At 58.4% G+C, this 18,452-nt stretch carries 12 protein-coding genes and 2 pseudogenes; 3 read left to right on the forward strand and 11 right to left on the reverse strand.

Annotation, left to right across the window (positions count from 1 at the left end; all coding sequences use genetic code 11):
• Nucleotides 1-177 precede the first annotated feature (177 nt).
• From E3Z29_RS01405 to E3Z29_RS01435, 7 genes and pseudogenes are all read right to left on the reverse strand, one after another.
• On the reverse strand, nucleotides 178-606 hold the full coding sequence (locus tag E3Z29_RS01405; protein ID WP_134784968.1) for a TetR family transcriptional regulator: 429 nt from the start codon (nucleotides 604-606) through the stop codon (nucleotides 178-180).
• Nucleotides 603-1,484, reverse strand: a pseudogene (locus E3Z29_RS01410) (integrase); the annotation flags it as partial. The pseudogene E3Z29_RS01410 and the gene E3Z29_RS01405, both read right to left, overlap by 4 nt.
• A 52-nt stretch (nucleotides 1,485-1,536) precedes the next feature.
• Nucleotides 1,537-2,520 carry a hypothetical protein gene (locus tag E3Z29_RS01415; protein ID WP_256662060.1) on the reverse strand — a complete coding sequence of 328 codons (984 nt, stop codon included), beginning with the start codon at nucleotides 2,518-2,520 and terminating at the stop codon, nucleotides 1,537-1,539.
• 461 nt (nucleotides 2,521-2,981) lie between these two features.
• On the reverse strand, nucleotides 2,982-4,100 hold the full coding sequence (locus E3Z29_RS29840; protein ID WP_134784969.1) for a TniQ family protein: 1,119 nt from the start codon (nucleotides 4,098-4,100) through the stop codon (nucleotides 2,982-2,984).
• Nucleotides 4,052-4,945, reverse strand: a complete 894-nt coding sequence (locus E3Z29_RS01425; RefSeq protein WP_134784970.1) for a TniB family NTP-binding protein — start codon at nucleotides 4,943-4,945, stop codon at nucleotides 4,052-4,054. The genes E3Z29_RS29840 and E3Z29_RS01425 overlap by 49 nt, the downstream gene beginning before the upstream one ends.
• Nucleotides 4,942-6,861 (reverse strand): Mu transposase C-terminal domain-containing protein, encoded by a 1,920-nt coding sequence (locus E3Z29_RS01430; RefSeq protein WP_134784971.1) that lies wholly within the window; start codon nucleotides 6,859-6,861, stop codon nucleotides 4,942-4,944. The genes E3Z29_RS01425 and E3Z29_RS01430 overlap by 4 nt, the downstream gene beginning before the upstream one ends.
• Entirely contained in the window at nucleotides 6,858-7,409 is a 552-nt protein-coding gene (locus E3Z29_RS01435) for a TnsA endonuclease N-terminal domain-containing protein (protein WP_256662061.1), read from the reverse strand. The genes E3Z29_RS01430 and E3Z29_RS01435 overlap by 4 nt, the downstream gene beginning before the upstream one ends.
• Before the next feature lie 235 nt (nucleotides 7,410-7,644).
• Here E3Z29_RS01435 and E3Z29_RS01440 point away from each other — a divergent pair.
• Nucleotides 7,645-8,292, forward strand: a pseudogene (locus E3Z29_RS01440) (ATP-binding protein); the annotation flags it as partial.
• On the opposite strand, the gene E3Z29_RS01445 reads toward E3Z29_RS01440, so the two are convergent.
• From E3Z29_RS01445 to E3Z29_RS01455, 3 genes are all read right to left on the reverse strand, one after another.
• Nucleotides 8,289-9,503, reverse strand: coding sequence for an aldose 1-epimerase family protein (locus tag E3Z29_RS01445; protein WP_134784973.1), 1,215 nt, complete (start codon nucleotides 9,501-9,503; stop codon nucleotides 8,289-8,291). The pseudogene E3Z29_RS01440 and the gene E3Z29_RS01445 sit on opposite strands and share 4 nt — an antisense overlap.
• A 219-nt stretch (nucleotides 9,504-9,722) precedes the next feature.
• Nucleotides 9,723-11,699: a methyl-accepting chemotaxis protein gene (locus tag E3Z29_RS01450; protein ID WP_134784974.1), complete on the reverse strand. Its 1,977-nt coding sequence runs from the start codon at nucleotides 11,697-11,699 to the stop codon at nucleotides 9,723-9,725.
• 181 nt (nucleotides 11,700-11,880) lie between these two features.
• Nucleotides 11,881-12,801, reverse strand: coding sequence for a LysR substrate-binding domain-containing protein (locus tag E3Z29_RS01455; RefSeq protein WP_134784975.1), 921 nt, complete (start codon nucleotides 12,799-12,801; stop codon nucleotides 11,881-11,883).
• A 159-nt stretch (nucleotides 12,802-12,960) separates the two neighbouring features.
• On the opposite strand from E3Z29_RS01455, the gene E3Z29_RS01460 reads away from it, so the two are divergent.
• A complete protein-coding gene (locus tag E3Z29_RS01460) occupies nucleotides 12,961-14,358 on the forward strand; it encodes a NorM family multidrug efflux MATE transporter (RefSeq protein WP_027610432.1) in 1,398 nt (465 codons plus the stop codon).
• A gap of 127 nt (nucleotides 14,359-14,485) precedes the next feature.
• Here the strand turns inward: E3Z29_RS01460 and E3Z29_RS01470 are convergent, their stop codons facing one another.
• The gene (locus E3Z29_RS01470; protein ID WP_097089513.1) at nucleotides 14,486-16,159 is read right to left on the reverse strand and encodes a bifunctional diguanylate cyclase/phosphodiesterase; all 1,674 of its coding nucleotides are present in this window, start codon (nucleotides 16,157-16,159) and stop codon (nucleotides 14,486-14,488) included.
• A 254-nt stretch (nucleotides 16,160-16,413) separates the two neighbouring features.
• Here E3Z29_RS01470 and rep point away from each other — a divergent pair, with 254 nt between their 5' ends.
• Entirely contained in the window at nucleotides 16,414-18,423 is a 2,010-nt protein-coding gene (rep, locus tag E3Z29_RS01475) for a DNA helicase Rep (RefSeq protein ID WP_027610430.1), read from the forward strand.
• The last annotated feature ends 29 nt before the right edge of the window (nucleotides 18,424-18,452 follow it).

Below are 18,452 nucleotides of genomic sequence, written 5' to 3' on the forward strand. Positions count from 1 at the left end.
GGGACAGGGGTAGGCAAAAACTCTGTAACCCTAATTCTTGCACTGTAAACCACGGTGGTTAACAAGAAACACAAGTGTTTTACACTGAGCAATATAGGCCTTGGGTACTCAGGATATTTCTGTACTGATATTTCTCTCGACGCAAAAGGGTGCGAATGCATGCTATGCAAAACTGACCTATCCATGCGGCTGCCTTGAAGACAGTTCGACCACCTTAGGGTCTTTCATCTTAGCTTTGAGCAAACGGTTATCGTCCATCAGCATTTCGTTGATGGACGCAAGATTGGCGACCTTGGCCCGCAATTCTTCGATCTCCTGTCGGTATGCTGCGGACTTCTTGCGTTCCACAATCAAGTCTTGTTGTTTTACATCACGCATGGCGCGACTGGAGCGACCCTGAGCCTCTCGGATAGCCTCGGCAATTTGTAGGTAGTGGTTGTGAATCAGCGCAGTTGACACGCCAGCCTCACGGGCGACCGCCGCAATGGTAACCTTGGATTCCCCAGTGCGGGCGCGTCCCTTCTGGATGCGGAGAAGGGCGAGCTTAAGATCCTTTTCGCGATCCTCAGCAGGCTTGTAGTTGGCCACCTTGTCCTTGAGTTTCATGCGATTAAAGTCTCCGGGCCCATTCCAAGCTGTACCAGTACGTCGCGGCAGCGATTCAGGTCGCGTCGAACGCGTTGGCGGCCGCCTTCGCCAATGTCCTGGCAATGCAGCAGCCCTTTCCGATCATCATAGAGTCGTTGGTAGATGGCCGCGTGGCCGCTTCCGATGACGGCATGGTTGCAATTGCCGAATCGCGTACGCTCAAGGGTGTTGCCGACGCAATCGTCATTGTCCGCCGTGCACCAGGCATGACCGTTACTGCCGATTGCGGTGCTGTCACTAATGGACTTCAGCATCGATGCGTGATCCTTGAAGATCAGCAAGTTCTGCGGCTCCCGCTGCCACTGCTTGATCGCTTTGCCATAGCCTCCGGCCAAAGATTCGTCTCCTAGCCAGTTGTCCACGACGCCGAGTTTTACGTCGTCCAACTCACCCTGAATATCGGCATATAGTTCAAGATCCAGATGTTGTCCCCAAGTATCATCCATGGCGTAGCTGGTCATGTCCAACGACCAGTGCGCGTAATGCTCTTTGAGGTAATGCAGGTCGCCGAAACGGCTGTGCGCGGCGTAGTTGGCGAACTTGCGGCGAAACTGATGGCTAGTGAGATTCCAACTCAGACCGCAATCCTTCGTGAAAGCTTTAAGGCGCCAATTCCAGGCTTTATTGCTAAGCGAGCGTGTCTGATTAGTAGTTCGATCCACGGCGAGAAAGAGCGCATGGCGGTGTTTCTGTGCCTCCACGATCTGCGGATCATATGGATTGGCACGTCTCCGCTGCATGATTTCGGCGGCAAGTTTAGCCTGATAGGGCGCGCTCCAGCGCTCCATAAGGCCTAGGGCGCGTACAGCGACTTCGGGGATCATCCAGTCATGCATGGATCCAGCTGACCAGGTGACGAATGGTGGCAAGCGCACCCTGCGCGCGCCTTCAGACCCATGATCCGTTAGGAAAGGGCGGCGTGGACGTGGGGCCGGGAACCCAGTAGGTCTTGGTGTTGAGCAGCACCTCAAAACCCGCGACACCCTGCATGACGATCGCGCTGTAGGCGAGTGTCTTCTTGTTCACATTCCTGACGCCGTGCAACAGCATCAAGGCTGCCTTGATCCAGGTGCGCTCATAGTCTTCGCCTTCGCCAGCGGTGGAGTACAGGTCGTACAGTTTGGCTTCGAGTTTATGGTTTTTCGCCCTTGCCACAGCACGCTCGCTGAGCTCTGTCGTAAGGCTGAGGCCATGGGTACGATTCAGGTAACTAATAAAACCCTGAGCCGTTGCCTGTTGGCCGGGTGTCTGGGTGAGATAGGTTGTCACCGTCTTCTGCGTGGGCAACGTATCAAACTGGTGGGATGCCGAAGCCAGCACGTTTTTCGCTGCGCGCAAGGAAAGTCGGACCGAGCCTAGGGAGGTGCTTCCATCGCCTTGTTTGAGCAGTAGATAGGCCCGGTACCCTTGCAGCGTGTCCAGACCCAAGCCAGCGGGCGTCGATTCGATCATCTCCTGAATTCTGCGCTTTTCGGAATGTTCCTTGCGCAGTTGTTCATCGGCGACAACACCGTAGCGGGTGTTGAGCCACAGCATGGGGGTCTGCATTCGGCGAAGGCGTTCAGCGCCGAAGTGCTCAAGCAGAAAAGCGTAGGAAGGCACTCCGACGGAATGGGCATCCAGAAAGAGAAAAAACGGCTCGTAGTGTCTGAGTTTCAACGCAGCCTTGTGAGGGCCCATGTGGTCTTTGAGCCACTGGCAGAACTCCTTAAAGCGTTGGCGTGTACTGACATTGTCGAACACCGCGACATGAATAAGCGCGCGCCGATCAAAGCTTTTTCCCCAAGCGCAGTTTTCACATTCGCTCTTGCGCCCCGCAGGCATCAACTGGGAGCAGCTGCCACATTTAATCTCGCCTTTCTCAGCGCACAACTTACACCGCCTCCGGCCATCGTCGCACTGAACCAAGAAACGGTGATGCCGACAATCCGGGCATGTTGCCGCGCCTTCTCTTGCGCAACGAGGGCAACAGCGAACATCGGGATCAATCGCAAGCACGCGGGTTAATTTCGTGGACAGGCGACCACACTTTTCACAGGCTTGAGGTTCAGAAAAGTGGTGCGCACAGCTGTTACATGCTGGGCCATAAGGCGTCATCACGCCAACCGGCTTTCCGACTTTCTTGCACCGAACACAGGGGCTTTTCGCTTCGCAGCGGGTGCACTTCGCGTCGTCTTCGAGTAGACGGGCGAAATTGCCACATCCTGAACACAATCGACGTTTAAACATCCGGGCATAGCAGGTGTTGCAGAAACGCCGTCCCTTGTAGGTCCGGTGGATCTTTGTGGGGATGCACTGGCATTCATCGCATTTCAGTGGCAATTCCGAGGGCATCATCGTTGAAACTTCCTGAGCAATCGTTGCCACCTCATCAAAACGCTTTTGACAGCGCGGGGATTGTCGCTTGGGGACGGACGTTTTTTGAGGCGTCGAGTGCTTTTCAGCACTGTCTTCAATCCGGCGAGTGAGGCCCGTAATTCACCATCGCGCGGCAGCAACAGCGACGGCCGAATACGTTCGCGTTCGGCCACCGCCATCAATCGTTCGGGACCGACCTCCAGCATGCTCCACACGTTAGCCAGAAGGCTTGCGCGCTCAGCGGGTGACAAGTACTCGAACGGCAGACCTGTCGGTGGAGGCTCAAGAGCGCTCAGGTTGACACCAAGCTCGCGAAAAAACGTCTGCGTGCAGGGGCTGGGGGCACGCGCTGCGGTGCGCAATATACCAATCATCCAACGTGATAGAGCAAGCCATTCTGTCAGGAGCAGCAGATGATCACCGTAGTGACGCGCAGGTCGGGAAAACAAACCATCAGTTGCTCGCTGAAAATCTAACGCATTTGGCTGTGCAGTCTGCGTTGCAGCCCAACGCAGCTCATACTCACATCGATGACACCGACCCAACGTCTTTTGTGGTGGAGTGATCAACTGTGGACACAAGGGAGCGTGGCAGCACTCACAGCGATCAAGCAATATCACCTGATGCACTGGGCACGTGGTGTGCCAAGCCAGTCGACCCTGAATCAAGTAATGGGGGATTTGTTCCTTAAAGCACTGAGGGCAGTATTGAAGGCCGCCGCATCGACGTCTGTTTCGACATCCCAGACAGAGAAACCAGGGCGCTATACGTCTTGGAAAATGGGGTGTTCCCGCCATCGTCTGGTACAGCGGCTGTAGAGTGGCCGCCTGAAGCGCGATTGGCGGGATGCCAGATAGCCGACTTAGGCGATTGGCTAGTTCAAGAGACAATTGCCTGTCCGGATCGCTACACCAGAATCTCATCCTTGGCCACACCTCGCCCGTGAGCGTCGTGGCGTCGCACCCCTGCGCCAAAGCGCAGCGCATCAACCAAGATGAGATGACCTCATTCTGGAGAAGCGGTGGCACCAGTGGCCACACAGCATTTACAGGACTCGCTCCCGAACCCCATCTGCGCTGGTAGGACGCATCCATTTGTTTTTCTCAAGCAACCGCCGGTCAATCATTTCAGATCCGTTGCGGATTGCCTCTCTTGCGCACTCACGTAGTAGATATTCAATGTTGCCTGTGTTGCCGTTGGAAATCGTGTGAATGAGCGGGGTGAGCTCCGGCGAGTACAGCTTGGAAGCGAATTTGAGCGGGAGCACTGACTCAAAGCTTTTCAGAAAACGCTGAAAGTCGACATTGACCGACCAGTTGGGCAAGGAAACCACCTCAAAGCGACTTGAGTACTGCGAATCCAGTACCAGTAGCTGGAGCGCCGTTCGAGTGCCGACCAACACCAAAGGAATGTGGAGAATGTTCGATAGCATCTTGAGCTCGTTCATGACATCCATGCGCTTGGCTGCCGATCCGTTATTGATCGTGTGCACTTCGTCGAGGATGAGCATGCGCGTACGCGCATCGCGCAAAAGGTGGATGGCCTGATGTCGAAGCTTTTCCAAGGGCGCCACAGGATTATGCGGAGCCCAAAACTCTCTGAGGATGGCGTTATACAACTCGCGCTCATCGGGCTTGTGAACTTCAGCGCAGATCACCGGCCGCACGCTCACCGCATCGTCGCTGATATAGGGCTGACCTGATAGCTCCTTGAACCGAGTGACCACCGTGGTTTTGCCCGTGTTGGACTCACCGACAAGCATGACGTTTGGCATGCGAGGACGCTCAGGGGTGCGCAATAACCCGTTGAGGATATCCATCAGATTATTAGCCGCCTGGTAATCAACCCAGCGGGGCTTATCCAAAAAAGCGAGCCGATCAAGATCGGACTTTTGCATCATGTCCCTGAATTGGGGTGTGATATGGGCGAAATCGGTCACCAGACTTCTCCGAAAGTGTCCACGTCATCAACCGACAACAGCTCCGGCGAATCAGGTGACCCGGTAGGTGGAAACTTAGGCTCGGCGTGAGGCATTGGTCGTGCCGGTGTAGTTTGCTTGGTGTTGTTCGTACGCTTTTGTGCGCTTTTGCGCGCTTGCTTTGTGCGTATGGCCGCCTCTGTCTCCTGCTGCTTGTTCTCGTCCAACATCCGCTCGATGACGTCATGGTTGACCGCATCGCGGCCAGCTTTACGCGCTTTTTTCTTCGCCAGAACATATTCACCGACCGTAACGCCGGCGTACCGGCCGCGAATGATCGGCACCTCGAAGTGCTCCTTCAAAGCTGGGTCGTAGAACCAGATCCGATTGATGTCCCGCGGGTCCCGTCGAAAAAGAAATTTGCGGGGCTTACCTGTCTTGGCGTCGGTTGCACCTATCCATGGACGCAATGCTTCGGCAAAGTACATCGCATCCATTTCCACACCATAAGGATGGATGGTGCGCATCTTTGAGGGCAGGAAGTCGAGTTGGAAACCCCAAGGATCCGCGACTCTGGGTGGAAGCCGCAAAATCGGGTCGTGCTCTTTATCTCCGAAGAATGCCGTATTCCATTTTTGGATCGGTGCCATGTCGATCTCTTCATGGAACTTGTTGTTGTACTTGATGAGGTTTCTAACGAGCCGCTGCTCATACTCAGCAAACGTGTAGATTGACTGTTTCTCTGAGTTGTATTGACGACGCTCGGCAGGATTGCTGAAGGTCGCACCCCGATCCTTTTTATTGATGCCGGCGAACGTGCCCATCCAGCGCTCTATGTGACCGCCCCATTGCGGATTTTTCTTTGGTCTGAATTCACGACCGATGTTGTGGTTCACGCAGGACTGAATAAGGCTATTGGTCTTGAAGTCTGCACCGTTGTCACTGTGCAAGGTGCCCATTTTCCCCCACACCGGCCATTCAGCATCCACCCCGTGAAGAGCCAGCCACTTTTCCTTGGGGAGTATGGAATGGACCACACACATTGCCACCGAAACAGCAGAGGGTGGATCCATCGACAGGTAGTAGCCGGTCACCATTCGCGAATACACGCAGATTGCCAACGTAAGCCAAGGACGACCGATGGGACGCCGGTGGACATCGTCAACAATGATCATGTCCGCCGGCGTGTGGTCAATCTGTACGATCTGGAGTGGGTACTCAGTGTTGAGGCCGCCGGGACGCGGGTCATATTTATTACCCGCCAGTTCTTTATCGCCTCGTCTTCTCAATCGTGTCCGATCAGGAATATTCTTGATGCGCGCCTGCACTGTGGACACGGTTGGGGGAGACAGCTTCAAAGCCTTGCAACGTTTTCGGACTTCATAAACCGTCGAGGCCACATCTGGGCGCTGCTCGGTCAGGAAAAAATCTTCGATCGTCTCGGCAATCACCCTTTCGACGTCTTCAGAGATCCTGGAGCGGCCTTTGCCCCATCCACGCTTAAGCGGGATGAGCGCAGTCACTTCACCTTGTTCTTTGTAACGGCGCAGCCATCTATAAACGGTAACGGTATCCACACCGGCATCTTTCGCACGCTGCTCAACCGCACTACGTGACTGACCCTCAATACCCAAAAGAGGAGCGATTACAGCGTAGCGTTTCTGTGCAATTGCCCATTCTTCGGTACCGATGTCTTCCAGGTCGTAATCTGCATACGGCCCTTTGACCTGATCACCCATAAAAGGCTTGAGCTCGCCGATTCGCAGCACCTTCGGCTGACCTGTTTCGACGTTGACCCCTAGCACGGATTGGAAGTCCAATACCTGAGTGATCCGGAAGATTTCTTTTTGAAAGCAGGCAATTTCACCCGGCGCGATATTGACGAACGAGCGGTCAATCTTCCCGCTTCGCAGTTGTTCACTCACGAATTCATTCATTCGGCCACCGTAACTTCTAGTGAATTGTTCAGAGGACCAGAAATGTCGCAATCCAGCTGACGGGTTGCGATGAGATGAAGGATATGGGAGGTGCCCAAGGCCTCTGCACCTTGAAAATGCAGCGCCAAGAGATAGCTGATCGATGCAATGCCTTTGAATGCGACCGTACGAATGATGGCTTCCAGATCCTGATCCGCGTAATCCGCATTCTTGAACCGTGCCAGGTACTGAATGTTCTTCAGCGATTGGCCCCTTATCCGCGATTCATCGTAAATATGGAAACGCCAGCCTCGCTCCTTGGCATATCGCAACGCTACCTTCCATTTTGGTAACAGCTCGCGCCAGTTCTCACGCCAGTTCTCAGCGGGTTTGACTTCCACCAGCATGGGCCGCTGGTGGGTGTGAGAATGGAAATGGACAAGATAATCAGGGGTATAGGAGTACGTCCGGCCGCTGCGAGCAACGAAATCCAGCTGCACCGGCTGCGAGATTACAGTTAGCACGTCCTTCCTGAAATCCATGCGACTGAGGAAGTCGCGCTCGAGCATTGACTCGAAAGCAACGCCTTGTCCGCGAAAAGCAAACACTCCAGAAAGGCTACGCGTTGTAGATTTTATGCGCCTCGCAACTGAAAACTGAGGCTGGTTGCAGCTATTGCTATCCATAATTTGGCCAGTTGCACCTATTCATAGGTTTGAGTTGCATAATATTCGGGTAAAGCATACGACAGAATGCGGGCTGCAGCGTAGCTGTGTTGCATCTATTCCCATATGTCACAGCAGCTCGAAACCGCAACCCGGCGAGATCACCCTCGCCCACCACGGTGTGCTGTTTCTCGACGAGCTTCCGGAATTTGATCGCAAGGTGCTGGAGGTGCTGCGCGAGCCGCTGGAATCCGGGCATATCGTGATTGCCCGAGCCAAGGATCGCGTACGCTTTCCCGCGCGTTTCCAGTTGGTGGCGGCAATGAATCCTTGCCCCTGTGGATATCTTGGCGAGCCGAGCGGCAAGTGCTCTTGTACACCGGACATGGTGCAGCGCTACCGCAACAAGCTATCGGGGCCGTTGCTGGATCGGATCGATCTGCACCTGACGGTGGCGCGGGAAGCGACGGCGTTGAATCCGGCAGTGAAGCCAGGCGAGGACAGCGCCAGTGCGGCAGCCGTGGTGGCCGAGGCACGCGAACGCCAGCAAAAGCGTCAGCGTTGTGCCAATGCGTTCCTCGATCTGCCAGGCCTGAAGCGGCACTGCCAGTTATCCACAGCCGATGAGAAATGGCTGGAGTCAGCCTGCGAACGGCTGACCTTGTCACTGCGCTCAGCCCATCGTTTGCTCAAGGTCGCCAGAACCCTGGCAGACCTTGAGCAAGTCCATGCAATCAGCCGAGAGCATCTGGCCGAGGCGCTGCAATACCGGCCAGCGACGCCTTAATGCTCGGTCAGATCCACCAGCGGAGCCTGTCGCACTTCGGTTTCACGCCCGGCCTGGATTTCGCTCACGCGCTTCAAGGCGTTATCCACAGCGCCCTTGTCTGCCAGCAGGCTGTAGCTGATCTGGAACTGTTGGCTGGCCTTTGGCGCAATGGTTGGCACCAGATTCAGCGGGCGTTGATAGCGACGGTTGTAGGAAAAGCTGGTGCCTGGCTCAAGGCCCGTGACATAGCCCTGCCCTTGGGTGTCGGTATTTTTCCACAGGGAAAACACTGGCAGCTGTTGTGTATTGAAGCCAACAGAGACACCGAGGCTGCCAGCCTTGTTGTGCAAAACAGTCAGGGTTTCGCCTTTTGAGTCGGCGTAGGGCACGACGTTATAGACGGTTTCGTCGTAGTCCTTGGTTGGACCGCGATAAGTCTGCCAGTCCGCCAACTCGGCTTTGGCCTTGTCGTTGAACGGCGAGACCTGTTTCACCGGCGCCGCGAACCGCGCGCCCTGCTCAAGGAACGGTGTACTGAAGTTACTGTGATACAGCGCCTGGTATTCCTTCGGATAATCGCCGTTGTTGGTCAGCGTATCGTTGAGGGCGAAATGCGCAGTGCCCGGCTCGGTGACCAGTTCGGTAACGACCGAGAAGTCGACTTTCTTGAACGCCTGTTCTTTCAGCTCACCGCGCAGACTGATGGCGTAGGGTGGTTTTTCGTCGATGTGCAGCGTAACAGTGCTGGCCGGAATGTTCGCGGCGCGGCCGTGCAGGGTCAGCATCTCGCCATTGTCGATGCCGGGATGGCCGACCCATTCGTAACCGCAGCGGGTCACCAACTCATTGAAGCCTTCCAGCCAGCCCAGGCCACCGCGTCCATTGAGTTCGATGAAGGCCGGGTTGACCACTTCCTTGACCGGCGAATCCCAACCCATGCGCACGTTACCAACCGACGCCTGCAGGACATTCATGCCGCGGGTCGGCACCACCGAGAGTTTCATCGTGCCGTTATCGATATCGACGATGCTGACACCTTCCTGTCGTCCGCCGTGCAAGGTTCGCAGACTCACGGAGAAAGGCTTGTCGGTTTTCAACCCGAGCTGCTCACTGGTAATGCTCCAGTTTTGCGCGGGCTTGTTGGTATCGAGGAGTACGTAATCCCAGGCCATGGCGTGGGAAGCAGCGGAGAGTGCGCCGAGTGCAACGGCGAGTTTGAACGGGGTCATGGCAGCAGCCTTTATTGGAGTTGTGCCATTTTTATAGCGCTGCGGAAACGTTTCAGCAAGTGTGAAAGAGCAAGAGATCGAGTGTTTTACCCAAGATTGGCAGTGAAGCGATCGCGAGCAGGCTCACTCCTACAGGGATCTTCAGGGATCACAAACAATGCGACCAACCGATATACCTGTAGGAGTGAGCCTGCTCGCGATAGCTATTTCAGCTGTACATCAACGGAAGCGATCAACCTCGGAACGCAAGTCCGCCGCCAGTTTCTCCAGCTCCTTGGCGGTGACCGCAAGGTTCGACACCACCTCACGCTGCTCACTGTTGGCCAGCGCAATGCTCTGCAGGTTACTGCTGAGCAAAGTAGCCGTGCTGCTCTGCTCCTGGGTCGCGGTGGTAATCGCGGCGAACTGCTGCCCTGCCGAACGGCTCTGCTCATCGATCCGCGCCAGCGCCGACGCCACGTTGGCGTTGCGCGACAGGCCTTCCTGCATCAGCAGATTGCCCTGCTCCATGGTGCTGATGGCGTTGCCGGTTTCCTGCTGGATGCTGTGGATCATCCCGGAAATTTCATCGGTCGCCTGACGGGTGCGCGACGCCAGGTTACGCACCTCATCGGCGACCACCGCAAAACCACGGCCCTGTTCACCGGCACGGGCCGCTTCGATGGCCGCGTTGAGCGCCAGCAGGTTGGTCTGTTCGGCAATCGAGGTGATCACACTGACAATGCCGCCGATTTCCTGGGAACGCTGGCCAAGGGTGTTGATCACGGCAGCCGTGGTGTTCAGCGCGCCAGCGATTTGCTCCAGCGAGGAAGAGGCCTCGTCCATGGAAGTACGACCGATCTGCGTCTGCTGAGCGTTTTCCTGGGCCAGACGCTGGGTGGCCCCCATGTTGTCGGCGATGTTCAGCGAGGTGGCGCTGAACTCTTCAACTGCGCCGGCCATGCTGGTGATTTCGCCGGACTGCTGCTCCATGCCTTCATAGGCACCACCGGACAAACCGGACAATGCCTGGGCGCGGCTGTTGACCTCTTCCGAGGAGCGGCGGATGTGTTCGACCATCGTCGACAGCGCCTGGCTCATCTGGTTGAACGCACGGGACAACTGTCCGATCTCGTCGTTGCTCGACACGTTCAGGCGCACGCTCAGATCACCTGCGCCCAGCGCTTCGGCCTGACGCACCAGATCACTCAGCGGCGCCAGTTTGCTGCGCAGCAACCACACCACCGAACCCACCGCCAACAGCATCGCCAGCAGGCTGCCGATGGCCAGTTGCGTGCCGACGCTCCAGGTCACCGCGCGAATCTCGGCTTTCGGCATGCTCGCCACTACCGCCCACGGCCCACCGTCGAACGGTACCGAAACACTGTAGAAATCTTCGTTCTTGTCGCCCCAGAACTGACCTTTGCCAGGGGTCTTGGCCAGAGCGCCAATCACCGTAACCGCCTGATCCAATGCCTGGACGCCCGCCGGGGACACCAACCATTTGTTCTGCTCATCCAGCAGCGCCAGCGAACCGGTCTGGCCGATGCGGAAGCGCTTGAGGTTGTCGAACTGGGCGTTCTGCGCATCGGTGTAATCAAAACCAACGAACAACACCGCAATCACTTTGCCGCTGCCATCGCGCACCGGGGTGTATTGGGTCATGTAGGAACGATCGAACAGCAGCGCGCGGCCGACGTAACCCTGACCCGCCATCAACTTCGCGTAGGCCGGGTGTGCGTGATCGAGCAGAGTGCCGATAGCGCGCGTGCCGTCCTGTTTGGTCAGCGAGGTGCTGACCCGCACGAAGTCTTCGCCGCTACGCACGAACAGCGTGGCAACGCCGGCGGTCATCTGCTTGAACTCGTCGACTTCCTTGAAGTTGTTGTTCAACACTTCGCTGCCCAGGTGCAGGCCCGGGGTCTGGGTGCCGGCGACGTTCACCGGTTCATCCGGGTGAATGCTCAGGCCCGCGCTGAAGCGTTTCTCGAACAGCCCGCTCAGGCGCTGGGTGCTTTCGCGCAGCGTGCCGTGGAAAGTGCTCAACTGGTCGGCCAGCAGCCGCGCTTCACTGGCGAGGTGTTCTTCACGGGTGGCGAGGTTGGCGGAATCCAGCGAACGCAGGGCGAACACCGTACTGCCGCTGATGACGATCGCCAGTATCACAGCGAGCGCGAGGCCCAGCTGCGAGGCGATCCGGGCACGAGGTTGAGACATGGACAGCTCCTGGCCGAACTTGCCGATCCTCCTTGATCGCAGCTCGGATAATTTTCTAATGGGGGTGAATCGTGGATACCTGCACGGCGGTTCCACATGCACGTATTCGGCGGTAAAGCCGAATACTTGAGCGAGCAGCAGGGTTATGGCACAAGGCCGGCATTGTGGCGGCTCTAACGTTTCAGCTCAAGCGCTTGACCACCGGCAACGCCATGGCCCGCACTTCGCCTTGCAGGAAGTCGCTGAGACGGCGCAAACGTTCACCTCCCGGACGGGTTTTTGGCCACACCAGGTAATAATTCAGTCCACTGGCGACCGCGGTCGGCCACGGCAGGCTCAAGCGCCCCTGCGCGACATCCTCGGCGACCATCAGCAAATCGCCCATCGATACCCCGTAACCACGCGCCGCGGCAATCATGCCCAGCTCCAGGGTATCGAACACCTGCCCACCCTTGAGCGACACCTGATCAGACAGGCCCATGTGCTCCAGCCAACTGCGCCAGTCACGCCGATCCGGGGTCGGATGCAGCAGTTCGGTGGAGGCCAGACGCTCGACATCCCACGGCTGATCATTCAGCAGGTTCGGTGCGCCCACCGGTATCAGCTCTTCGGGAAACAGCAGGCTGGCTTCCCAGTCCGGCGGAAAATGCCCGTCACTGAGCAGCACGGCGCAGTCGAAGGGTTCGTTGTTGAAGTCCACCGAATCCACGTCCATCCAGGCACTGGTCAGTTGCACTTCGTTGCCAGGCTGTAGGTGACGAAAACGGCTGAGCCGGGCCAGCAGCCAGCGCATGGTCAGGGTCGACGGCGCTTTCATGCGCAGAATGTCGTCTTCGGCGCGCAAGGTGTTGCAGGCGCGCTCCAGCGCCGCAAAACCATCGCGAATGCCGGGCAACAGCAGCCGCGCCGACTCCGTCAGTTGCAGGTTGCGCCCACTGCGATGAAACAGCTTGCAGGCGAAATGTTCTTCCAGCGTCTTGATGTGCCGGCTGACTGCACTCTGGGTGATCGACAATTCCTCGGCCGCCCGGGTGAACGAGCTATGCCGCGCCGCCGCTTCGAATGCGCGCAGGGCATACAAGGGAGGAAGACGACGGGACATACACAAAGCTCCTTTAGCGGCATCCGGCCACCCCGGCGAGGTTTACTCATGATGAGTTTTAATCATGCCACCCATCCTTTTTATCCTTTTGTGCAAACCCTGCCAAGCGCCGAGAATCGACGGTCTCTTGTTCCCTCTGATTGATGGGTGGTGATGACCATGCAGCATCCTGTGCGTACCGAACTCTGGGCCATCCTGCGGCTGGCAGGGCCGTTGATCGCTTCACAGTTGGCGCACATGTTGATGGTGCTGACCGACACCCTGATGATGGCGCGCCTCAGCCCCGAAGCCCTGGCCGGCGGCGGACTGGGCGCGGCGAGTTACTCGTTCGTGTCGATTTTCTGCATCGGCGTGATTGCAGCGGTCGGCACGCTGGTGGCGATCCGTCAGGGCGCCGGCGACATCATCGGCGCGGCACGCCTGACCCAGGCCGGGCTGTGGCTGGCGTGGCTGATGGCGCTCGGCGCCGGGTTGCTGTTGTGGAATCTGAAACCGGTGTTGCTGCTGTTCGGCCAGACCGAAACCAACGTCAACGCCGCTGGACAATTTTTGATCGCTCTGCCCTTCGCCCTGCCCGGCTATCTGAGCTTCATGGCCCTGCGCGGTTTCACCAGTGCGATCGGCCGGGCGACCCCGGTGATGGTCATCAGCCTCGGCGGCACCGTGGCCAACTTCCTGCTCAATTACGCACTGATCACCGGCATGTTCGGCCTGCCGAAACTGGGGTTGACCGGCATCGGTCTGGTCACGGCAATCGTTGCCAACTGCATGGCGCTGGCCCTCGCCTGGCACATTCGCCGGCACCCGGCCTACGACGCCTACCCATTGCGCGCCGGCCTGTCACGACCAAATCGTCAGTACCTGAAAGAACTGTGGCGCCTCGGCCTGCCGATTGGCGGTACCTACGCGGTGGAAGTCGGCCTGTTTGCCTTCGCGGCGCTGTGCATGGGCACCATGGGCAGCACGCAACTCGGCGCACACCAGATCGCTCTGCAGATCGTTTCGGTGGCGTTCATGGTGCCGGCGGGGATGTCCTACGCGATCACCATGCGCGTCGGCCAGCACTACGGCGCCGGGCAACTGAGCGACGCGCGGATGTCCGGCCGGGTCGGCATCGTTTTCGGTGCAGTGGTGATGCTGGGTTTTGCGATGGTGTTCTGGCTGTTGCCGAATCAACTGGTCGGATTGTTCCTTGATCACAACGATCCGGCCTTTGCCGAAGTGATTCGTCTAGCGGTGAGCCTGTTGGCCGTGGCGGCGTGGTTCGAGCTGTTTGACGGCACGCAGACCATCGCCATGGGCTGCATCCGTGGACTCAAGGATGCGAAAACCACGTTTCTGGTTGGCCTTGCTTGTTATTGGTTGATTGGCGCGCCAGCGGCGTGGTGGATGGCGTTCCACCTGAACTGGGGGCCGACGGGCGTCTGGTGGGGTCTGGCGCTGGGCCTGGCCTGCGCGGCAGTGAGCCTGACCCTGGCGTTTGAATGGAAGATGAAGCGGATGATTCAGCGCGAACCTCTGTCATCAAACCAGTACACAGTCGCTCAGGCAGACTGAGATTCCCTTGTGGGAGCGGGCTTGCTCGCGAAAGCGGTGGGTCAGGCAGCCTATGCTTTGACTGACACGACGCCTTCGCGAGCAAGCCCGCTCCCACAGGGATTCATGCCTAACCCGGAGATTGCGTTCAACTGACGATTTCGAGGGCTGGCTGCTGGCTAGAGCCGAAGGTCAGGTATTCAACCAGCTCTGCCAACGGCAACGGCCGGCTGATCAGATAGCCCTGCACCTGATCACAGCCAAACCCGCGCAATAACTCCAGTTGCTCCGGGGTCTCCACGCCCTCGGCCACCACTTCCAGGTGCAGGTTGTGCGCAAGGTTAATCATCGCGTGCACCAGTTTGCGATTCTCTTCGCGCTGCTCCATGCCGCCGACAAAGCTTTTGTCGATCTTCAGCAAGGTGATCGGCAGGCTGTTGAGGTGCACGAATGACGAGAACCCGGTGCCGAAGTCATCCAGCGAGAAACGCACACCGAGACGGCCGAGAGCGTCCATGGTCTGTTTGACCAGATCGCTGCGCCGCATGACGGCGGTTTCGGTGAGTTCAAATTCCAGCCACTGCGCCTCGACCCCGCGCTCGGCAATCAGCCGGCTGAGCGTCGGCAGCAACTGGCTGTCCTGAAACTGGCGGAACGACAGGTTGATCGCCATGTGCAGCGCCGGCAGCCCGCGCTCGCGCAGTGCCTGCATGTCGCGCAACGCGCGGGAAATCACCCAGTAGCCCAGCGGCACGATCAAACCGCTCTGCTCGGCCAATGGCACGAATTCGCTGGGCGGCAACAGGCCGCGTTCGCCATGGCGCCAGCGCACCAGGGCTTCGAGGCCGACGATCTGCCCGTCTGCAAGATTCAGCCGTGGCTGGTAGTGCAGCTCCAGCTCATCGCGGCGCAAAGCCCGGCGCAACTCGCTTTCGAGGTCGGCCATGCTCCGGGCGTTGCGGTTGATGCGTTCGTTGAAGATATGGAAGGTGCAGCCCTGCGTGCTCTTGGCCTGCTGCATGGCGATGTGCGCGTGCCACATCAGCGGGTCGGCGCCGCCCTGCGCACGGGCATGGGCGATGCCGAGGCTGGAGCCGATCAACAGGCTTTCGCCATCGACCCAATACGGTTCGGCGAGGGCTTCGGTAATGCGTTCGGCCATCCACTCGGCGCGTTGCGGCGCGCGACGGGTGTCGATCAGCAGGGCGAATTCGTCGCTACCGAGGCGCGCCAGTTGATCCCCGGCCTCAAGCTGACTTTTCAGCCGCGCGACGACCTGCAAGATCAAGCGATCGCCGGCCTGATGACCGAGGGCGTCGTTGGCGTGACGGAAGTTGTCGAGATCGAGATGCCCGAGGGCCAGACCACGGCCGTCGTTTTCCGCCAGGCGCGCCGCGAGCAGGGTCTGGAAGCCCTGGCGGTTGGCGATGCCGGTCAGAGGATCCTGTTCGGCCAGGCGTTGCAGGGTGTTTTCGAGAACGCCGCGTTCACGCACATGGCGCAGACAACGGCGGAGCATGCCGGCGTCGAGGGCGTCGAACACCAGCCAGTCACTGACGCCAACCGGCGCGGTGACCGGCTCGTGATCCAGCAGCAACACCGTCGGCAGGCTGCAACGGCCCGGGGCCGGCTGCAACGCGGGAACGGTCAACAACACCGCGTGACGATTGTCTTCGAACAGACTGCTGACCGACTCCCAGCTCGGCGCACTGATCAGCACCGCCGCGCTCCCCATCGGAGCCAGACACTCGCGCAATAACGCTGTCCACGCTGGCTCTTCGGCCAGTAGCAGCAAACGCAAGGGTTCGACAGGCGTAGACAAGCTAGCTCCCTAGACTCTGCAATGATGTGGGCGGGGCATTATGCCGTTGCGATGTTCAATGACAACGATTATCAGAACGTTATTTTGTGTCACGAATGAGAACATTAGCCGCAAAATCACCGTGTATCCTCCGCGAAAGTAACAAAACCGGCAAATTTGAATCGCGTGGTACGTCACAAGTCGGACAGAGCAGCACAAATCGCTGAGCCTGTTAAAATGCCGGCCCATTTCGTCAACGACTCCCGAATTTTCGTATGTCCCGACTCAATCCCCGGCAGCAAGAAGCCGTGAACTACGTCGGCGGCCCTCTATTGGTGCTCGCCGGCGCTGGCTCCGGCAAGACCAGCGTGATCACCCGCAAGATCGCGCACCTGATCCAGAACTGCGGCATCCGCGCCCAGTACATCGTCGCCATGACCTTTACCAACAAGGCCGCGCGCGAGATGAAGGAGCGGGTCGGCACCCTGCTGCGTGCCGGCGAAGGTCGCGGCCTGACGGTCTGCACCTTCCACAACCTGGGCCTGAACATCATCCGCAAGGAGCATGCGCGGCTGGGCTACAAACCCGGTTTCTCGATCTTTGACGAGACCGACGTCAAAGCCCTGATGACCGACATCATGCAGAAGGAATACGCAGGCGACGACGGCGTCGACGAGATCAAGAACATGATCGGCGCCTGGAAAAACGACCTGATCCTGCCGGCCCAGGCGCTGGAAAACGCGCGCAATCCGAAAGAACAGACTGCCGCCATCGTCTACACCCACTATCAGCGCACGCTCAAGGCGTTCAACGCGGTGGACTTCGACGACCTGATCCTGCTGCCGGTAAAGCTCTTCGAAGAGCACGCCGACATCCTCGAAAAGTGGCAGAACAAGGTGCGTTACCTTCTGGTCGACGAATACCAGGACACCAACGCCAGCCAGTACCTGCTGGTGAAGATGCTGATCGGCAAGCGCAATCAGTTCACCGTGGTGGGCGACGACGACCAGTCGATCTACGCCTGGCGTGGCGCGCGGCCGGAAAACCTGATGCTGCTCAAGGACGATTACCCTTCGCTGAAAGTGGTGATGCTCGAGCAGAACTACCGCTCCACCAGCCGCATCCTGCGCTGCGCCAACGTGCTGATCTCGAACAACCCGCACGAATTCGAAAAGCAGCTGTGGAGTGAGATGGGCCACGGCGACGAGATCCGCGTGATCCGCTGCCGCAACGAGGACGCAGAAGCCGAGCGCGTGGCCATGGAAATCCTCAGCCTGCACTTGCGCACCGACCGCCCGTACAGCGATTTCGCGATTCTCTATCGTGGCAACTACCAGGCCAAGCTGATCGAGCTGAAGTTGCAGCACCACCAGGTGCCGTATCGCCTGAGCGGCGGCAACAGTTTCTTCGGGCGTCAGGAAGTGAAGGACCTGATGGCCTACTTCCGCCTGATCGTGAACCCGGATGACGACAACGCCTTCCTGCGGGTGATCAACGTGCCGCGCCGGGAAATCGGCTCCACGACGCTGGAAAAACTCGGCAACTACGCCACCGAACGCAAGATCTCGATGTACGCCGCCACCGACGAAATCGGTCTGGGCGAACATCTCGACAGCCGCTTCACCGATCGCCTGTCGCGCTTCAAGCGCTTCATGGACAAGGTCCGTGAACAGTGCGCCGGCGAAGACCCGATCTCGGCCCTGCGCAGCATGGTCATGGACATCGACTACGAGAATTGGCTGCGCACCAACAGCTCCAGCGACAAGGCTGCGGACTACCGGATGAGCAACGTCTGGTTCCTGATCGAGGCCTTGAAGAACACCCTGGAAAAAGACGAAGACGGCGAGATGACCGTCGAAGACGCCATCGGCAAACTGGTCCTGCGCGACATGCTCGAGCGGCAGCAGGAAGAAGAGGACGGCGCCGAAGGCGTGCAAATGATGACCCTGCATGCGTCCAAGGGCCTGGAATTCCCTTACGTGTTCATCATGGGCATGGAAGAGGAAATCCTCCCGCACCGCTCCAGCATCGAAGCCGACACCATCGAAGAGGAGCGCCGCCTGGCCTACGTGGGCATCACCCGCGCCCGTCAGACCCTGGCCTTCACCTTCGCTGCCAAACGCAAACAGTACGGCGAGATCATCGATTGCGCGCCCAGCCGCTTCCTCGATGAACTGCCGCCGGACGATCTGGCGTGGGAAGGCAACGACGACACACCGACCGAAGTCAAAGCCGTGCGCGGCAATAGCGCATTGGCTGATATACGCGCGATGTTAAAGCGCTAGAATTGACCACTTTTTTAAAGCTTAGGGCG

Origin of the sequence: Pseudomonas sp. S150, assembly GCF_004526365.1 — a bacterium.
Classification (GTDB): Bacteria; Pseudomonadota; Gammaproteobacteria; order Pseudomonadales; family Pseudomonadaceae; genus Aquipseudomonas; species Aquipseudomonas putida_A.